The organism is Rhizobium sp. NLR10b, from assembly GCF_019685435.1.
Classification (GTDB): Bacteria; Pseudomonadota; Alphaproteobacteria; order Rhizobiales; family Rhizobiaceae; genus Rhizobium.
In genome coordinates, this window is sequence record NZ_JABDWV010000017.1 from 112,251 (window position 1) to 127,752 (window position 15,502).

Consider the following 15,502-nt stretch of genomic DNA (forward strand, 5'->3'; position numbering starts at 1 on the left):
TTCCTCCGAAGCGCCGGCGATCCCGGCTCGTGGAAGCAAGTGTTCCGCCAATGAATCCGGGCGTCAAGCACCCAAACGCCTCTTGCGGCGGTCTCTGTTCTGTCGCAGCCTGCATCCGCACCGGGAGGAGTTTTCATGCGACGTTATTCAGCCTGTATAGAGTGGCTGTTTGCCGAGGACGGCGACAGCTTTCCCGACCGCATCCGTCGCGCCCATGCTGGCGGCCTGACGGCGGTCGAATTCTGGCGCTGGACCGACAAGGATCTGGACGCGATCGAGGCGGCGTTGAAGGAAACCCGGCCTTGCCGTCACCAGCCTCGTCGCCGAGCCGATGATCGCGCTGACCGATGCCGCCAACCGGAAGGCCTGGCTGAAAGGCCTTGCCGATTCCGTCACAGTCGCCAAACGCCTCGGCGCGCCGGTGCTGATCGCCCAGGCAGGCGACGATCTCGCCGGCTTCAGCCGTGAAGAACAGCGCCGGGCCCTCAGCGAAACCTTGAAACCAGGTGCCGATATCCTGAAAGGCAGCGGCGTGCGGCTCGGCGTAGAACCTCTCAACATCCGTATCGATCATATCGGCTACTTCCTCGATTCAACCCGCGAAGGCCTCGACGTCGTCGATGACGTCGCCCGCCCCGAGATCGGCATCGTCTACGACATCTACCATTCCGCCGTGATGGGCGAACGCACCGAAGACGTGCTGGACGGCCGCCTGCACCGTGTTTTCCACGTCCATGTCGCCGATCATCCCGGCCGCAACGAACCGGGTTCCGGCGGGATAGACCTCGCTCATCGCCTCGACTGGATCTTCGCCAACGGCTATGCCGGCGCCGTCGGTCTGGAATACCGGCCGACCAAGCCCGGCGCGGACGCAGTCAAGGCTGCCATTGCTGCGCTCGGTGGTTAAACCCCGGGGACATCGACGCTCGCCGCCGCCTTGCAAGGTCCGGCCGAGCGGCGCTCGATAATGCGCGAGGCGATCATGATGCGCCTCGCCGGCATGCCCGGCAGGCGTGGATTCTCGATCCGTTCAAGCAATAGCCGCAGCCCCACGGCCCCGCATTCCTGCCCCTCCATCCTCACCGTCGTCAGCGCCGGCGAGATCAGTGACGCCGGCGAGTAGTCGCCGAAACCGACAACCGAAATATCGTCCGGAATGCGGTACCCCTGCCCAAGCAGTTCGGAGACCACGGTCAGCGCTAACCCGTCATGGGCGCAGAAAAAAGCCGTCGGGCGAATGCCTTTGTCCACGAGCGCCCGGAACGCCGTGCCGAAGCCATTCTCTTCGTCGAATTGCATAACATGGAGCGCAACATCAGGATAACGTTCGGCGATTTCGCGAGCGCCGTAATGGCGCTCCTGACGTCCCCGCAGGCCCGGCATGCCATAGACGTACACGATGGACCGGTGGCCGAGTCCGACTAGATACTCCACCACCGCCTGCCCTGCCTCATGGTCGGTGCCGCCGACATGGTCGACCTGCTCGAGCGCATCGACCCAGCCGAAACGCACGATCGGAACGCCGGTGGCGCTCGCCGCTGCCACGGCCTCACGGGCATGCGGACCAACGAGCATCAGGCCATCACAGCTGCGCGCCAACTCTTCCAACTGGCCGACATCATGGGTCCAGCGCACGCGCAGCGTCATGCCAAGCCGATGAGCCTCTCGCTGCACACCGTTCTGCACCTGCATATAGAGCTCGCTGTTGACGGCATCGAGATCGTGAAAGACCACCGCAACCTCGCCGGCAGCACCATGCCCGGCGGGCTTGGTGTAGCCTAGGCGCTGCGCCGTGTCGCGGATCAGCGCGCGCGTTTCCTCGCTGACACCGCTCTTGCCGGCGAGCGACCGCGAGACCGCAAATTTCGACAGCCCGACCTCTCGCGCGATCGTCTGCAAAGTAACCCGGCCCCTGCTTCCCACGTGGCACCTCGCCCTTCGATTGATAGGCGCTGGTTATACCAACTGCGCCTGTATGCCAAATTTTCTCACTAACGTGAACATAACGCTTTACCTAACAATATCCAAATGTAATCTTTCCCTCATCCCGGCCCCACAGCAAAAATAATGATAATGGCACGGGTTTTTGGAGGAGATCCCTATGATCAAGCTGAAACGACGTGCGTTTCTGGCCGGGACGTCGGCCGCCCTGATAATGCCGGCCCTGCCGGTTTTCGCCGCTGACTTCAAGGAAGCGGATGTCCTGAAAGCGAAAGTGTCGAGCGGCGCCCTGCCGGGTCTCCAGGAGAGGCTTCCCGAAAATCCGCTCGTCGTCAAACCGGTTGAAAGCATCGGCAAATACGGCGGCGACTGGAACATGGCGCTAGTCGGCGGCGGGTCGCTGTCGATGCTGTTCCGCTACCAGGCCTATGAGCCGCTGCTACGCTATACGCGCGATTGGTCTGGCGTGACGCTGAATGTCGCCGAGTCCTTTGAGGGCGATGCCGACTCCAAGGTCTATACGATCCGCCTGCGCAAGGGCATGAAATGGTCGGATGGCCATCCCTACACCACCGCCGACATCAAGTTCTGGTACGATACTGTTTTCACCGACAAGCGCGTCGCCTTTGTCGGTCAGGATCATTGGAAATCCGGCGGTAAGCCGGCCAAGCTGGAGATCGTGGACGAGCAGACCTTCAAGGTCATCTTCGACAAGCCGAACGGCCTGTTCCCGCTGCAGGTCGCCTGGGCAAACAACGATCAGACGACGCGCACGCCGAAGCATTATCTCGAGCAATTCCACATCGATTACAATCCGAAGGCCGATGAACTCGCCAAGCAACGCGGCTTCGAAAGTTGGATCGCGTCGTTCCAGGCGGCCGCCGGCTTCCAGGACGACAACGCCTTCTTCCTCAACTCCTCGAAGAAGCCCTGCGTGCATGCCTGGGTGTTCACGATCGCGCCAGGCGAAAACACCGAACGGGCTGTTGCCGAGCGCAATCCATACTATTGGAAGGTTGATAGCGAGGGCAACCAGCTGCCCTATATGGACCGCATCGTTTACCAGATGGTCGCCGACCCGCAGGTTCTGCTGCTGAAGGCCATGCAGGGCGAGGTCGACCTGATGGACCAGTACATTGCCACGCCGAACAACAAATCGGTTCTCTACGATGCGCGTGAGCAGGGCGGCTATGATTTCTACACGCTGACTTCGACCGAAGCCAATGTCATGAATTTCATCTTCAACCTGAACCACAATGACGAGACCAAGCGGAAGCTCTTCCGGAACAAGGATTTCCGTGCCGCACTCTCGACCGCACTCGACCGGCAGTCGCTGATCGATGCGGTGCTCGTCGGCCAGGGGGCGCCTGCCCAGCCGTCGATCAAGAAGGAAGATCCGCTTTACAACGAGCAACTCGCCACGCAGTTCACGGCCTATGACGTCGACAAGGCGAATGCCATGCTCGATCAGATCGTGCCGAAGCGCGACGACCAGAACTTCCGCCTCGACGAAAAGGGCCGCCGCCTGACGATCATCTTCGAGATCGACCAGGCGCGCGCCGTCTTCCTCGATCTCTTCCAGCTGGTGATCCCGATGTTCCAGGCGGTCGGCATCGATGCGCAGATGCGCACGATGGACCGTTCGCTCTGGGAGACGCGCGTCCGCCAGGGCCGTGATTTCGATGCGACCGCCCATCAGTTCGGCGCAAATGGCGGCGTCGCCGCCATGCTCGACCCGCGCTACTACGTGCCGACCGATGCCAACGCCATGTACGCCCCGGCCTGGCAACTCTGGTATCGCGACCGCACCAATGCCAATGCCGAGGAACCGCCGGAAAGCACGAAGAACCAGCTTGCGCTCTACGACAAGCTGAAGACGACTTCCGACCCATCGGGCCAGCGCGAGGTCATGAAGCAGATCCTTCAAGGCGCCGCCGACAATTTCTATGTCTTCGGCATCTCGCTGCCGCCCGACGGCTACGGCATCGTCAAAAACAACATGAAGAACATCACGAAAACCATGCCGAACTCCTTCGGCTGGCCGACGCCCGCTCCGACCATGCCGGAGCAGTTCTACAAGGTCTAGAGCAGTTCCAGGAAAATGCGAAGCGGTTTTCCTGGAACTGCGTTAAGACAAAAACTCAGAGCGATTACACGACTGGTAAGATTGAACCGCTCTGATGACCTTTTTCCATGATGCCTTCTCAGGCGCCGGCCCCTCCGGTTGGCGCTGAGGCGCTCTCTTTTGCCAATGATTGGATGAAGACGATGCTCGACGCCAGGAGACAGAACACCCACACGCTGAGGACGCCGGACTGGTTTAAGACCGCGACCCGCTGGACCCAGCTGACCTTCGTGGAAGACGACCCGGAGAAATACGACCCGGCCTTCTGGATCGATGTCTTCAAACGCACGAAATCGAACGCGGTCTGCCTCAGTGCCGGCGGCTATATCGCCTATTATCCGAGCGAAGTGCCTTACCACTATGTCAGCAAATATCTCGGCGACAAGGATATCTTCGGCGCGCTCGTCGATGCCGCCCGCAAGCTCGACATGCACGTCATGGCCCGCGTCGACCCGCATGCGGTCCATGACGATGCCGCCAAAGCCAATCCGGAATGGGTGATGATCAATGCCGACGGCACGCCGCGCCGCCACTGGGCCTATCCCGATGTCTGGGTCACCAATGCTTATGGCGACTACAACACCGTCTTCATGCCTGAGGTGGTCAAGGAGATCGTCCGCAAATACGATATCGACGCGGTCTTCGCCAATCGCTGGCAGGGCCACGGCGTCGATTACAGCGAAGACAGCGCCCGCCGCTTCAAGGACATGTTCGGCTATGCCCTTCCTGCAAGACCCGATGCCGAGGATCCCGCCTGGCAGGCCTGGGTGCAGTGGCGCCGCCGCGTGCTCACCGACATGATCGCGCAGTGGGACGATGCCGTCAAAGCGATCCGCCCGCATGCGAGCTTCATTCCGAACATGGGTGGCGCTTCGCTGATGGAATTCGATCTCTCGGTCATCGCCAAACACTGCCCCTTCCTCGTCGTCGACCATCAGGGCCGCAAGGGCCTTGAGCTCGGCTGGTCGGCAGGCCGCAATGGCAAGCGCATCCGAGCCACCTTCCCCGACCGCCCGGTCGTGCTGATCACCTCGATCGGCCCCGAGGAGGAATATCGCTGGAAGGATGCCGTCACCTCGGGCGAGGAGATGCAGCTCTGGATCAATGACGGCACCGCCCACGGCCTCTACGCCTGGTTCACCAAGTTCAACGGCGTCGTGCCTGACAAACGCTGGGTCGAGCCGGTGGCCGACGCATTCGCCCTGCAGGCAGCCATCGAGCCGGTGCTGGAAAGCATGAAGCCGACCGCCGAAATCGCCGTCATCGATCCCTCGACGACGCTGCGCCACTGGGCGCCGGAAGAACGGCATTCCGCCGAGAAGCACGACCTCGGTTTCTACCATGCCCTCGTCGAGGCCCGCCTGCCCTTCGAGCTGCTTTCGGACCAGGTGTTGACCGACGAGAGCCTCGATCGGTTCAAGCTCATCATCCTTGCCAACGCTTCCTGCCTTTCGGATGCGCAGAACGCGGCGATCCGCGCCTATGTCGATCGCGGTGGCAGCATGATTGCCTCTTACGAGACGTCGCTGCGCGACGAATTCGGCAAGAAGCGCCCCGACTTCGGCCTCGCCGACGTGCTGGGTGCCAGCTACGTCTCCGGCCCGCGCGGCATCGTCAAGAACACCTATGTCGCACTTTCCGGCGATCACGCGATCAACCGGGGCTTCGACGGTGCCGAGCGCATCATGGGCGGCACTCGCCTGATCCACGCCGTACCGTCGGCCGATGCGAAGGCGCCCTTCCTCTACGTTCCCGACTTTCCCGATCTGCCGATGGAAGAGGTCTATCCGCGAGAAGAACCAAAAGGTGCTGCCGTCATCGCCCGCGAGACTGGCAAGGGTGGCCGCACAGTCTATATTCCCTGGAATATCGGTGAGATCTTCTGGGAGGTCTATGCCGTCGATCATGCGCGGCTCCTCGCCAACGCCGTCCATTGGGCACTCGGCAAGACACCACGCGTCACCATCGAGGGCAAGGGCGTCATCGATCTGGCGCTACGCGAAAACGGTGAGGGCATGGCAGTCAGCCTCTTCAACCTCACCAACCCGATGATGATGAAAGGCCCGATCCGCGACAATTACCCTCTGGCAGCGCAGACCATTTCGGTGGAGATTCCGGAGGGCCGATCGGTGGCGAAGGCATGGCTCGTCGTTGCCGACCGCGCCGCAAGCTTCAGCCTTGCGAACGGCCGTGCGCAGGTGGAGGTGCCCGGTATCGACCGGCTGGAAGTCCTGCATCTCACCTGGAAATGAAGTGACAGGCGACGGAGGAGCGCTTTCGGCCTGAAGGGCCGACGGCGCGTGAAGATCCGGGGGAGGCGCGTCACAGCGTTCCCGACGGGAGGAGAAACGTTTCGATGCTTGGCTATATCTTCAAGCGCGTACTCTACATGATCCCGACCTTGTTCGGCATGTCGCTGATCTCGTTCCTGATCATCCAGCTGCCGCCAGGTGATTACCTGACCTCGATGATCGCCACCATGAGCGACAGCGGCCAAACCGTCGATCCCGCTCAGATCGAGCGGCTGAAGGAAATCTACGGCTTCGATGACCCCTTCTATGTCCAATACCTCAAATGGATCTGGGGCATCGTCAGCCGCGGCGACTTCGGCTACTCCTTCGAGTGGGGTCAGCCAGTCTCCGGGCTGATCTGGGCGCGTATGGGCTCGACGCTGGTTATCTCGCTCTTGAGCCTGCTCTTCGTCTGGATCGTGGCTTTGCCGATCGGCGTCTATTCCGCCGTCCGCCGCCACTCCGTCGGCGACCATGTCTTCACCTTTCTCGGCTTCATCGGCCTTGCGGTGCCGAACTTCATCCTGGCGCTGACGTTGATGTACATCGCCTATAAATTTCTTGGCCAGAGCGTCGGCGGGCTGGTCTCGCCGGCATATGCCGAAGCGCCCTGGAGCTTTGCCAAGGTCGGCGATTTCCTCGCCCATCTCTGGATCCCGATCATCATCATTGGCGCGTCTGGAACGGCAGCGATGATCCGGATCCTGCGCGCCAACCTGACCGACGAACTGCACAAGCCCTATGTCGTTACGGCCCGCGCCAAGGGACTGCCGGAATACAAGGTGATCCTCAAGTATCCGGTCAGAATCGCGCTCAATCCCTTCGTCTCGGCGATCGGCTGGGTGCTGCCGCATCTCGTTTCGGGCGTGACGATCACTGCCATCGTGCTGAACCTGCCGACCGCTGGTCCCCTGCTTTTCCGCGCGCTGATCTCGCAGGACATGTACCTCGCCGGCAGCTTCATTCTGCTTTTGAGCGCGCTGACCCTTGTCGGCATGCTGCTGTCGGATCTGCTGCTGGCCCTGCTCGATCCACGCATCCGGTTCAATTGAGGGCGAACGCGATGAGCACGCACGAGACCTTCGGAAATCATGCTGGTCCGCTTCACACTGTTGCCGATGGCCCCTCGATCAGCCCATTGAAACAGGGCAAGACCGTCTCGACCGCAGCGATCGGTCCCTGGCGGCTGGTCGCTGGCAAGCTGATCCGCCAGAAGGTGGCGATGGTGGCCGGCGTCATTATCCTCTGCCTCTATCTGGTCGGTCTGTTCGCCGAATTCCTGGCGCCCGCTTTGCCGATGACCTCGCGGCCGCAATACACCTATGCCCCGCCGCAGGGCTTCAGCTTCTTCGTCGAAAAGCCGGACGGCAGCTCTGAGTTCAATATCCATGTGAAGGGCTACAAGGTCGAGATCGACAAGGTGGCGCTACGCCGCACCTTCGTCGTCGACGACACCAAGGTCGTCCCGATCGGCTTCTTCGTCAAAGGCGCGGCCTACGATCTCTGGGGCGTGATCCCGATGAACCGGCACCTGATCGGCCCGCTCAACCAAAACGACCCGATGTACCTGCTCGGCGCCGACCGGCTCGGCCGCGATGTCTTCTCTCGGCTCGTCTACGGCACCCGCGTATCCATGTCGATCGGCCTCGTCGGCGTCGCCATGTCGCTGATCCTCGGCGTCGTGCTCGGCTCGATCTCCGGTTTCTACGGCGGCTGGGTCGATACGCTGATCCAGCGCGTCATCGAGGTCGTCAGTGCAATGCCGACCATCCCGCTGTGGCTCGGCCTGGCGGCGGCGATCCCGCTGACATGGTCGCCGGTCAATGTCTATTTCGTCATAACGATCATCGTCTCGCTGCTCGGCTGGACCAGCCTGGCGCGTGAAGTGCGCGGCCGGTTCCTGGCGCTGCGCAGTGAGGATTTCGTCGTTGCCGCCAGGCTCGACGGATCCAGCGAGACCAGGCTGATCTTTCGGCATATCCTGCCGTCACTGACAAGCCATATCCTTGCGGTCGTCACACTGGCCGTACCGACCATGATCGTCGCCGAGACCTCTCTTTCCTTCCTCGGCATCGGCCTTAAGCCGCCGGTCGTCAGTTGGGGCGTGCTGCTGCAGGACGCCCAGAACATCCGCACCGTCGCCACCGCGCCGTGGCTCTTGATCTGGCCGTCGCTCGCAGTCGTCATCGCCGTCCTGTCCTTCAATTTCTTCGGCGACGGCCTGCGCGATGCCGCCGACCCCTACGACAATTGAGGAGGAAACCATGGCCGACCTTTCAAAAGACGTCGTTCTCTCCGTCGAAAACCTCTCGATCGATTTCAGGCTGCGCACCCACATCCTGCACGCCGTCGAAAATGTCAGTTTCGAGCTGAAACGCGGGCAAACGCTGTGCCTCGTCGGTGAAAGCGGCTCCGGCAAGAGCGTCACCGCCCGTTCGCTGCTGCAGATCGTCGACAGCCCCGGCAGTATTGTTTCCGGCCGCATCCTGCTCAGGGACGGCGACGGGGCCACCGGAAGTCACGGCATCACCGATATTGCCGTCTTGAAGCCGTCCGATCGGGCGATGCGGGCCATCCGCGGTCGCCGCATCGGCCTGATCTTCCAGGAGCCGATGAGTTCGCTGTCGCCGGTTCACACCATCGGTTCGCAGATCATTGAGGCGGTGCGCCTGCACAGTGATCTCGATCATCGCGCCGCCCGCGAAAGGACCGTCGAACTGCTGCGACAGGTCGAGATCCCGAACCCGGACAAGATGGCTGACCGCTACACCTTCGAATTCTCCGGCGGCATGCGCCAACGCGCCATGATCGCCATGGCGCTTGCCGGCAATCCCGACATTCTCATCGCCGACGAGCCGACGACAGCCCTCGACGTCACCACCCAGGCCGAAATCCTCGATCTGATCAAGCGCCTGCAGGTCGAACGCGGCATGGCCATGCTGCTCATCACCCATGACATGGGGATCGTCGCCGAAGTGGCCGACGATGTCGCCGTCATGCGCTTCGGCCGCATCGTCGAGCGCGGACCCGTCGATGCAATCTACCATGCCGCCGAACATCCCTATACCCGCCAACTGCTTGCCTCGACAGTCAAGCTCACGCATCATGTCGATGGCAAGCTGCCCGCCATAGCACTGTCGCCGGCGGCACCGCAGCCGATCCTGTCCGTCCGCCACCTCAGCAAGATCTATGGTTGGCACGGCAAGGCCAACACGTTGCGCGCCGTCGACGACGCCAGCTTCGATCTCTATCCCGGCGAAAACCTCGGTATTGTCGGCGAAAGCGGCTCCGGCAAGACGACACTCGGTCGGCTCATCCTGCGCACCGTCGAGCCGACCTCGGGCAGCATCAGCTATTGCGGCAAGGACGGCGGCGAGATCGACGTCACCAAACTCACCAAGCGCGAACTCCGCACATTCCATCGCGAAGTCCGCTTGGTTTTTCAGGATCCCTTCGCCTCGCTCAATCCGCGCATGACTGTCAAGGAGGTGATCGGCGATCCGCTTGTTGTCAACGGGCTGGCAAGGGGCAAGGCGCTGGCGGACCGTGTCGCCGAACTGATGCGCCTTGTCGGCCTCGACCCGATGGGGATGGAGCGTTATCCACATGCCTTCTCCGGCGGCCAGCGCCAGCGCATCGGCATCGCTCGCGCGCTTGCGCTAGACCCACGCATCATCATCGCCGATGAGGCGACGTCCGCTCTCGATGTCTCGATCCGCAGCCAGATTCTCGACCTGCTGCTCGATATCCGTCAACGGCTGAACCTAAGCTTCATCTTCATTTCGCACGACATTTCGGTGGTGCGTTATTTCTGCGATCGTGTCGCCGTCATGCATCGCGGCAAGATCGTCGAACTCGGCGAGGCCGAACAAATCTGCACCGCTCCTGAGGGGGCCTATACGAAGAGCCTCATCTCCGCCGTTCCCAATCCCGACCCTCGCGACAAGCGCATGCTGCACCGGCATCGTTTCGTCGCGTCTGCCGATATCTAAGGACGATCCCGTGCCGAAATTTTCCGCCAACCTTTCCTTCCTCTACCAAGACCTGCCCTTTCTCGACCGCTTCGCCGCTGCTGCAAAGGACGGCTTCGGTGCCCTCGAATATCTGGGCCCCTATGCCGAACCCAGGGAGAAGGTTGCCGAGGCGCTGAAGGCAAGCGGCCTGAAACAGGCGCTCTTCAACGTGCCGTCCGGCGACTGGGCCGGCGGCGAGCGCGGCATCGCCTGCCTGCCGGAGCGTGCAGAGGAGTTCCGCGATGGACTCGAGCAGGCGCTCGACTATGCCGCAGCGCTTGATTGCCGGCAGGTGAATGTCATCTCCGGCCTGGTGCCAAAAGGTGCGGACCTTCAAACGCTGGAAACGGTGCTGGTCGGCAATCTGAAATATGCTGCGAAACGTTGTGCCGACGCCGGCGTCACCCTGCTGATCGAGCCGATCAACCTGCGGGATATTCCGGGTTTCTTTCTGTCGACCACCACCCATGCGGAGCGCATCCTCGACAGGGTCGGTTCCGACAACCTCTATATCCAGTATGATTTCTACCACATGCAGGTCATGCAGGGCGATCTGATCCCCACCTTCACCCGACTTAAGGAGAAAATCGCCCATGTGCAGATCGCCGACCATCCTGGGCGCAACGAGCCCGGCACCGGCGAGATCAACTACAATTTCATCCTCTCCGAACTCGACCGCCTCGGCTACGACGGCTGGGTCGGCTGCGAGTACAAGCCGAAATCCGGCACCAAGGATGGCCTCGGCTGGATGAGATCCTATCTGAAGTCAGCGAGGGCAGCATGAGCATCGGATTTATCGGACTGGGCGTCATGGGCCGCCCGATGGCGGAGCATCTGATCGATGCCGGCCACACGCTGCATCTGAACCGGGTGAAAGAGACCTCGCAGCATCTTGTCGACAAGGGCGCCATAGCCGCCGCGAGCGCCAGGGTGGTGGCGCATGCTTCGGACATCGTCATCCTGATGCTGCCGGATACATCAGATGTCGAGGCGGTCCTCTTCGGCGAACACGGCGTTGCCTCCGGCCTTTCTCAGAGCAAGCTCGTTATCGACATGAGCTCGATCTCCCCGGTCGCCACCAAAACTTTCGCCAAACGCATCGAGGCCCTCGGCTGCGATTATCTCGATGCTCCCGTTTCCGGCGGAGAGGTGGGTGCCAAGGCTGCCTCTTTGACGATTATGGTCGGTGGCAAGGAGCAAGCATTCGAACGTGCCCGGTCGATTTTCGAAAAGTTGGGCAAGAACATCACCCATGTCGGAGGTAACGGCGACGGGCAGACGGCCAAGGTCGCCAACCAGATCATCGTCGGCCTGACGATAGAGGCAGTTGCCGAAGCGCTGCTCTTTGCCAGGAAGGCCGGCGCCGACCCGGCCAAGGTGCGCTCGGCGCTGATGGGTGGCTTTGCCGCTTCCCGCATCCTCGAAATGCATGGGGAGCGCATGATCAATCAGACCTTCGAGCCCGGCTTCCGTATCCGCCTGCACCGCAAGGACATGACGCTTGCCGTCGATGCCGCCCGCGCACTCGATCTGTCGCTGCCGAACACTGCCGCCACGCAACAACTGATGAACGCCGCGGTCGCCAATGGCGACGGCGAACGCGATCATTCCGCCCTCATCCGCACCCTGGAACTCCTCGCCGGAGGACCGCGCTAGATCAACGCTTTTTAGTATAGCCGGCCATCTTCGACTGCCTACTGCCGGAGCCTTCTTTCCGGACGGCGAAGCCATGTCCGGACATCGATAGAGAAGGACAGGACAATGCTGAACAAAGATATCCAACTGCCCTACGGCGCCGTCTACTTCCGCAAATCCAATCCGCCCCGTGAAGATTGGGAGCGCGACTACGCCACGGCCGGGCAAGACGGCCTCAACATCTTCCGCCACTGGTTCATGTGGAGCGCAATCGAAACCGCCCCCGGCGTCTACGACTGGGAAGAATATGACCGTCAGATGGACCTTGCGGCGGCACACGGCATCAAGACCGTTATCGCCGAGTTGATTCATGCCGTGCCCGACTGGGCGGTGCGCAAATACGCTCATGCATTGCAGGTCAATGCCGACGGCACCAAACTCGGTTCCTATATGGGTGTGTCGTCGGCGACCGGCGGCTTCTCCAACAATGGTGGCGGCGCCGGCGCCCTGACGCTGAACTGCCCGGAAGTGAGGGAAGCAGCGGGCAGATTCCTGACCGCGCTCGCCACCCGCTACAAGGATCATCCGGCGATCTATGGTTACGACGTCTGGAACGAGTGCAACTATTCCGCGGACGTCGATTACAGCCCCTATGCAAAGGCTGTTTTTCGCAAATGGCTCGAAAAGAAATACGGCAGCCTGAAGGTCCTGGCCAAGGCCTGGTACCGCTACAGCTATGCCGAATGGGATGACATCGAGCCGCCGGCGCACATGGCACCCTATCCTGAATGTATCGACTGGCTGCAGTTCAAACGCGACAACTTCTACGATCAGATGCAATGGCGCATCGACACGATCCGCGCCGTCGACCAGAAGAACACCGTCCTTGCCCACGGCATATCCGGCGCAATTCCCAACATGGCTGCCAACGGCTGCGACGACTGGCTTGCAGCCTCCAAGGTCGAGGTCTACGGCTTTACCTGGATCCAGGCGCGCAAGGGGTCGGAAGCCTGGAAGAACTGGTACGGCGTCGACATCAACCGCGCCGCCGCGCGCGGCAAACCCTTTTGGCACGCCGAGCGCCAGGGCGGCCCGCTCTGGCTGCAGCCGCAGGTGATCGGCCGTGACAAGGAGGATGGCCGCGTCGCCGAGCCCGAGGATATTCGCCTCTGGAGCATGACCTCACTTGCCGGCGGCGCCCGCGGCGTGATCAATCTGCGCTGGCGCCCGCTGCTCGACGGTCCGCTCTTCGGCGCTTTCGGCTCCTACGGCATGGACGGCTCGCGCACGCCGCGCTCCGACATGGCAAGCGCCATGGCGAGATGGGCCAATGACAAGGCGCAGGCTCCCCTCTGGGAGGCAAAGCCCGTGCGCGGAGAGGTCGGCATCCTCGTCGTGCGCGAAACGCAGGAGTTCGATTACCTCCTGAACCACGACCGCACGGAAAAGCCCTATCCCGAAGCGATGTGGGGCGCTTATCGCGCCTTCCTCGAAACCGGTACGCAACCGGATTGGGTGCATATCGACGACCTCGCGGACTATGATTTCCTCTATTTCCCTTATCCGATCATGTTCACTTCAGAGCAGGCGAAACGCCTGAAAGCTTGGGTCGAAAACGGCGGCACACTGATTGCCGAGGCATGCCCCGGCTATTTCGGCGATCGCGGCCATGTCGGCACCGTGCAACCGAACATGGGCCTCGACGAGGTCTTCGGCGCACGCGAGGAGGAGGTCGAATTCATGCCCGATATCGGAGACCGCACCCATTTTGATCTCGACGGCGCGGCGGTCCACGGTGGCGGCTTCCTACAGTCTTATCGGCTGACCGACGGAACGGGACGTGGCCACTTCACCGACGGTCGTCTTGCCGTCGTGGAAAATGCTTATGGCAAGGGTCGCACGCTGCTGATCGGCACCAATCCTTCCGTTGCCTATTACCGCACACAGGGGAAGGCGAACGGCGCTTTCTTCGCTGAGCTATTGAGATGGAGTGGGAAGAAGCGCCACGTGACGCTGTCGAATGCCGCACTCTTCGCCCGTATCCACGAGGGTGAAAAAGGCAGCTTCCTCTGGCTCGTCAATCCGACGAGAACCACGCAGAAGACGGAGTTGACGCTCGCCCGAGGGACCCTTGCGCAAGGCCGGGCCGTCTGGCCCGTCGGCCATATCGGCCACGGTGGCATCGATGTGCCGGCACGCGATGTGCTGATCCTTCCGCTCGATGGTTAGAACCGGACCATTTTAGGCACGCTCGGCCTACAAACCTCAATCCTGTTCTAAATTAATAGTCAGAGCGTGATGTCGTCGGAAACCGCTTACCCTTTTCGGCATCATTCTCTGAGATTTCAGGATGCGGATGAACTGGCTCCCTCGGCAAAGGCTTCAAGCTCGGGGTCCAAGTCGACCTCGACGATATTGTTGAAGACGGCGGTGGCCAGCATGATGCCGGCAAAGGCGACGAGATCGACGAGCACCTTGGTCTCGTAGCGCAATTTCAGCTTCGCCCAAAGTTCGGTCGGAACGGCATTGGAATCGGTGACAATCGCCTTGCCGAAATCGTCGAGGAGTGCCTCTTCGTCGGAAAACTCCAGCGCGTCGGGGTTGAAGCCCTTGTTGATCAGTGCCCTGCGGAAGAAGGTGACGGCAATCTTCGATCTGGCTGCCTTCGAGATCGCATGCGAGAAAATCCAGATCGCCCGGTCGCTGATCGCAGGATCGAGTTCGGCGCGCAGCGTGAACCACTCGGCATAGATGCGATGAGCCGCTGGCGAATGCAGCAGCGTCCGCTTCATGTTGGTCATGCGCCCGCGCAGCCTGACTTCCTCGTCATGCGCCGCACGAACCTCTGGTGAAGCGGTGTCGTAGTCGATCTGCGGGAGGTGGCTCATCGGGTCCGTTCTTTCCTTGTGCACAGAAGCTACAGAGTGCAGAAGATATCTGCGGCGGTACCGCGGCGATCCACTTGGCCGCCGCCGGGCTCCCGCCTAGACTGGCGAAATCGAAAGTGGAGGCAAGGCGTGAGCGACGACCACGAGCATCATCATGTCAACTGGCGCGAACACGGCGTCAAGGTCATTCCCGGCAATTCGCTCGACCCGAACACCGCGCAGACGCCGGGCATGAACCGTGCGACCGCAATCAACCATGCGCGCGCCGGCGCCGAGAAGATCTGGGCGGGCACGGTGACAATCCATGCCAATGCCAAGACCGGCGCCCACCATCACGGCGATCTCGAAAGCATCATTTACGTCGTCAAGGGCAAGGCCCGCATGCGCTGGGGCGAGCATCTCGAATACACCGCCGAGGCCGGCCCGGGCGACTTTATCTATGTCCCGCCCTATGTGCCGCACCAGGAGATCAACGCCAGCCGCGACGAGACGCTGGAATGCGTGCTCGTCCGCTCAGGCCAGGAACCGGTCGTCGTCAATCTGGATATCGAACCGGTCGAGAGACCGGAAGACGTTCGCTGGATTGATCCCATTCACCGCTGACGCCGG

11 protein-coding genes and 1 pseudogene are annotated in these 15,502 nt (G+C 61.6%); 10 read left to right on the plus strand and 2 right to left on the minus strand.

The window, feature by feature from the left end:
- The first annotated feature begins 135 nt into the window (after nt 1–135).
- Nucleotides 136–907, plus strand: a pseudogene (locus tag HJB91_RS25300) (TIM barrel protein).
- On the opposite strand, the gene HJB91_RS25305 reads toward HJB91_RS25300, so the two are convergent.
- Entirely contained in the window at nt 904–1,923 is a 1,020-nt protein-coding gene (locus HJB91_RS25305; RefSeq protein WP_168297274.1) for a LacI family DNA-binding transcriptional regulator, read from the minus strand. The pseudogene HJB91_RS25300 and the gene HJB91_RS25305 sit on opposite strands and share 4 nt — an antisense overlap.
- A 178-nt stretch (nt 1,924–2,101) precedes the next feature.
- Here HJB91_RS25305 and HJB91_RS25310 point away from each other — a divergent pair, with 178 nt between their 5' ends.
- The 8 genes from HJB91_RS25310 (at nt 2,102) to HJB91_RS25345 (ending at nt 14,234) form a co-directional block, all read left to right on the plus strand.
- Nucleotides 2,102–4,027, plus strand: coding sequence for an ABC transporter substrate-binding protein (locus HJB91_RS25310; RefSeq protein ID WP_168297273.1), 1,926 nt, complete (start codon nt 2,102–2,104; stop codon nt 4,025–4,027).
- A gap of 182 nt (nt 4,028–4,209) precedes the next feature.
- Nucleotides 4,210–6,318, plus strand: coding sequence for a family 10 glycosylhydrolase (locus tag HJB91_RS25315; protein WP_221156084.1), 2,109 nt, complete (start codon nt 4,210–4,212; stop codon nt 6,316–6,318).
- Between the two features lie 104 nt (nt 6,319–6,422).
- Entirely contained in the window at nt 6,423–7,409 is a 987-nt protein-coding gene (locus HJB91_RS25320) for an ABC transporter permease (RefSeq protein WP_210630037.1), read from the plus strand.
- An 11-nt stretch (nt 7,410–7,420) separates the two neighbouring features.
- Entirely contained in the window at nt 7,421–8,611 is a 1,191-nt protein-coding gene (locus HJB91_RS25325; RefSeq protein ID WP_210630035.1) for an ABC transporter permease, read from the plus strand.
- Between the two features lie 10 nt (nt 8,612–8,621).
- Nucleotides 8,622–10,349, plus strand: coding sequence for an ABC transporter ATP-binding protein (locus HJB91_RS25330; RefSeq protein ID WP_168297270.1), 1,728 nt, complete (start codon nt 8,622–8,624; stop codon nt 10,347–10,349).
- Nucleotides 10,350–10,359: 10 nt separating this feature from the next.
- Nucleotides 10,360–11,154, plus strand: a complete 795-nt coding sequence (gene otnI / locus HJB91_RS25335) for a 2-oxo-tetronate isomerase (RefSeq protein ID WP_210630033.1) — start codon at nt 10,360–10,362, stop codon at nt 11,152–11,154.
- Nucleotides 11,151–12,026, plus strand: coding sequence for a 2-hydroxy-3-oxopropionate reductase (locus HJB91_RS25340; RefSeq protein ID WP_168297268.1), 876 nt, complete (start codon nt 11,151–11,153; stop codon nt 12,024–12,026). The genes otnI and HJB91_RS25340 overlap by 4 nt, the downstream gene beginning before the upstream one ends.
- A 105-nt stretch (nt 12,027–12,131) precedes the next feature.
- On the plus strand, nt 12,132–14,234 hold the full coding sequence (locus HJB91_RS25345) for a beta-galactosidase (RefSeq protein WP_221156067.1): 2,103 nt from the start codon (nt 12,132–12,134) through the stop codon (nt 14,232–14,234).
- 116 nt (nt 14,235–14,350) lie between these two features.
- Here HJB91_RS25345 and HJB91_RS25350 read toward each other — a convergent pair whose 3' ends face one another.
- Complete coding sequence (locus HJB91_RS25350; protein ID WP_210630031.1) at nt 14,351–14,893, minus strand: hypothetical protein; 543 nt, start codon at nt 14,891–14,893, stop codon at nt 14,351–14,353.
- 129 nt (nt 14,894–15,022) lie between these two features.
- On the opposite strand from HJB91_RS25350, the gene HJB91_RS25355 reads away from it, so the two are divergent.
- Complete coding sequence (locus tag HJB91_RS25355) at nt 15,023–15,496, plus strand: cupin domain-containing protein (RefSeq protein WP_210630030.1); 474 nt, start codon at nt 15,023–15,025, stop codon at nt 15,494–15,496.
- Nucleotides 15,497–15,502 lie beyond the last annotated feature (6 nt).

What these genes read in the sequence shown, in the direction of transcription:
- HJB91_RS25310 (WP_168297273.1), top strand. Translation starts at nt 2,102, where the DNA reads ATGATCAAGCTGAAACGACGTGCGTTTCTGGCCGGGACGTCGGCCGCC.
- HJB91_RS25315 (WP_221156084.1), top strand. Translation starts at nt 4,210, where the DNA reads ATGCTCGACGCCAGGAGACAGAACACCCACACGCTGAGGACGCCGGAC.
- HJB91_RS25320 (WP_210630037.1), top strand. Translation starts at nt 6,423, where the DNA reads ATGCTTGGCTATATCTTCAAGCGCGTACTCTACATGATCCCGACCTTG.
- HJB91_RS25325 (WP_210630035.1), top strand. Translation starts at nt 7,421, where the DNA reads ATGAGCACGCACGAGACCTTCGGAAATCATGCTGGTCCGCTTCACACT.
- HJB91_RS25330 (WP_168297270.1), top strand. Translation starts at nt 8,622, where the DNA reads ATGGCCGACCTTTCAAAAGACGTCGTTCTCTCCGTCGAAAACCTCTCG.
- HJB91_RS25340 (WP_168297268.1), top strand. Translation starts at nt 11,151, where the DNA reads ATGAGCATCGGATTTATCGGACTGGGCGTCATGGGCCGCCCGATGGCG.
- HJB91_RS25345 (WP_221156067.1), top strand. Translation starts at nt 12,132, where the DNA reads ATGCTGAACAAAGATATCCAACTGCCCTACGGCGCCGTCTACTTCCGC.
- HJB91_RS25350 (WP_210630031.1), bottom strand. Translation starts at nt 14,893, where the DNA reads ATGAGCCACCTCCCGCAGATCGACTACGACACCGCTTCACCAGAGGTT.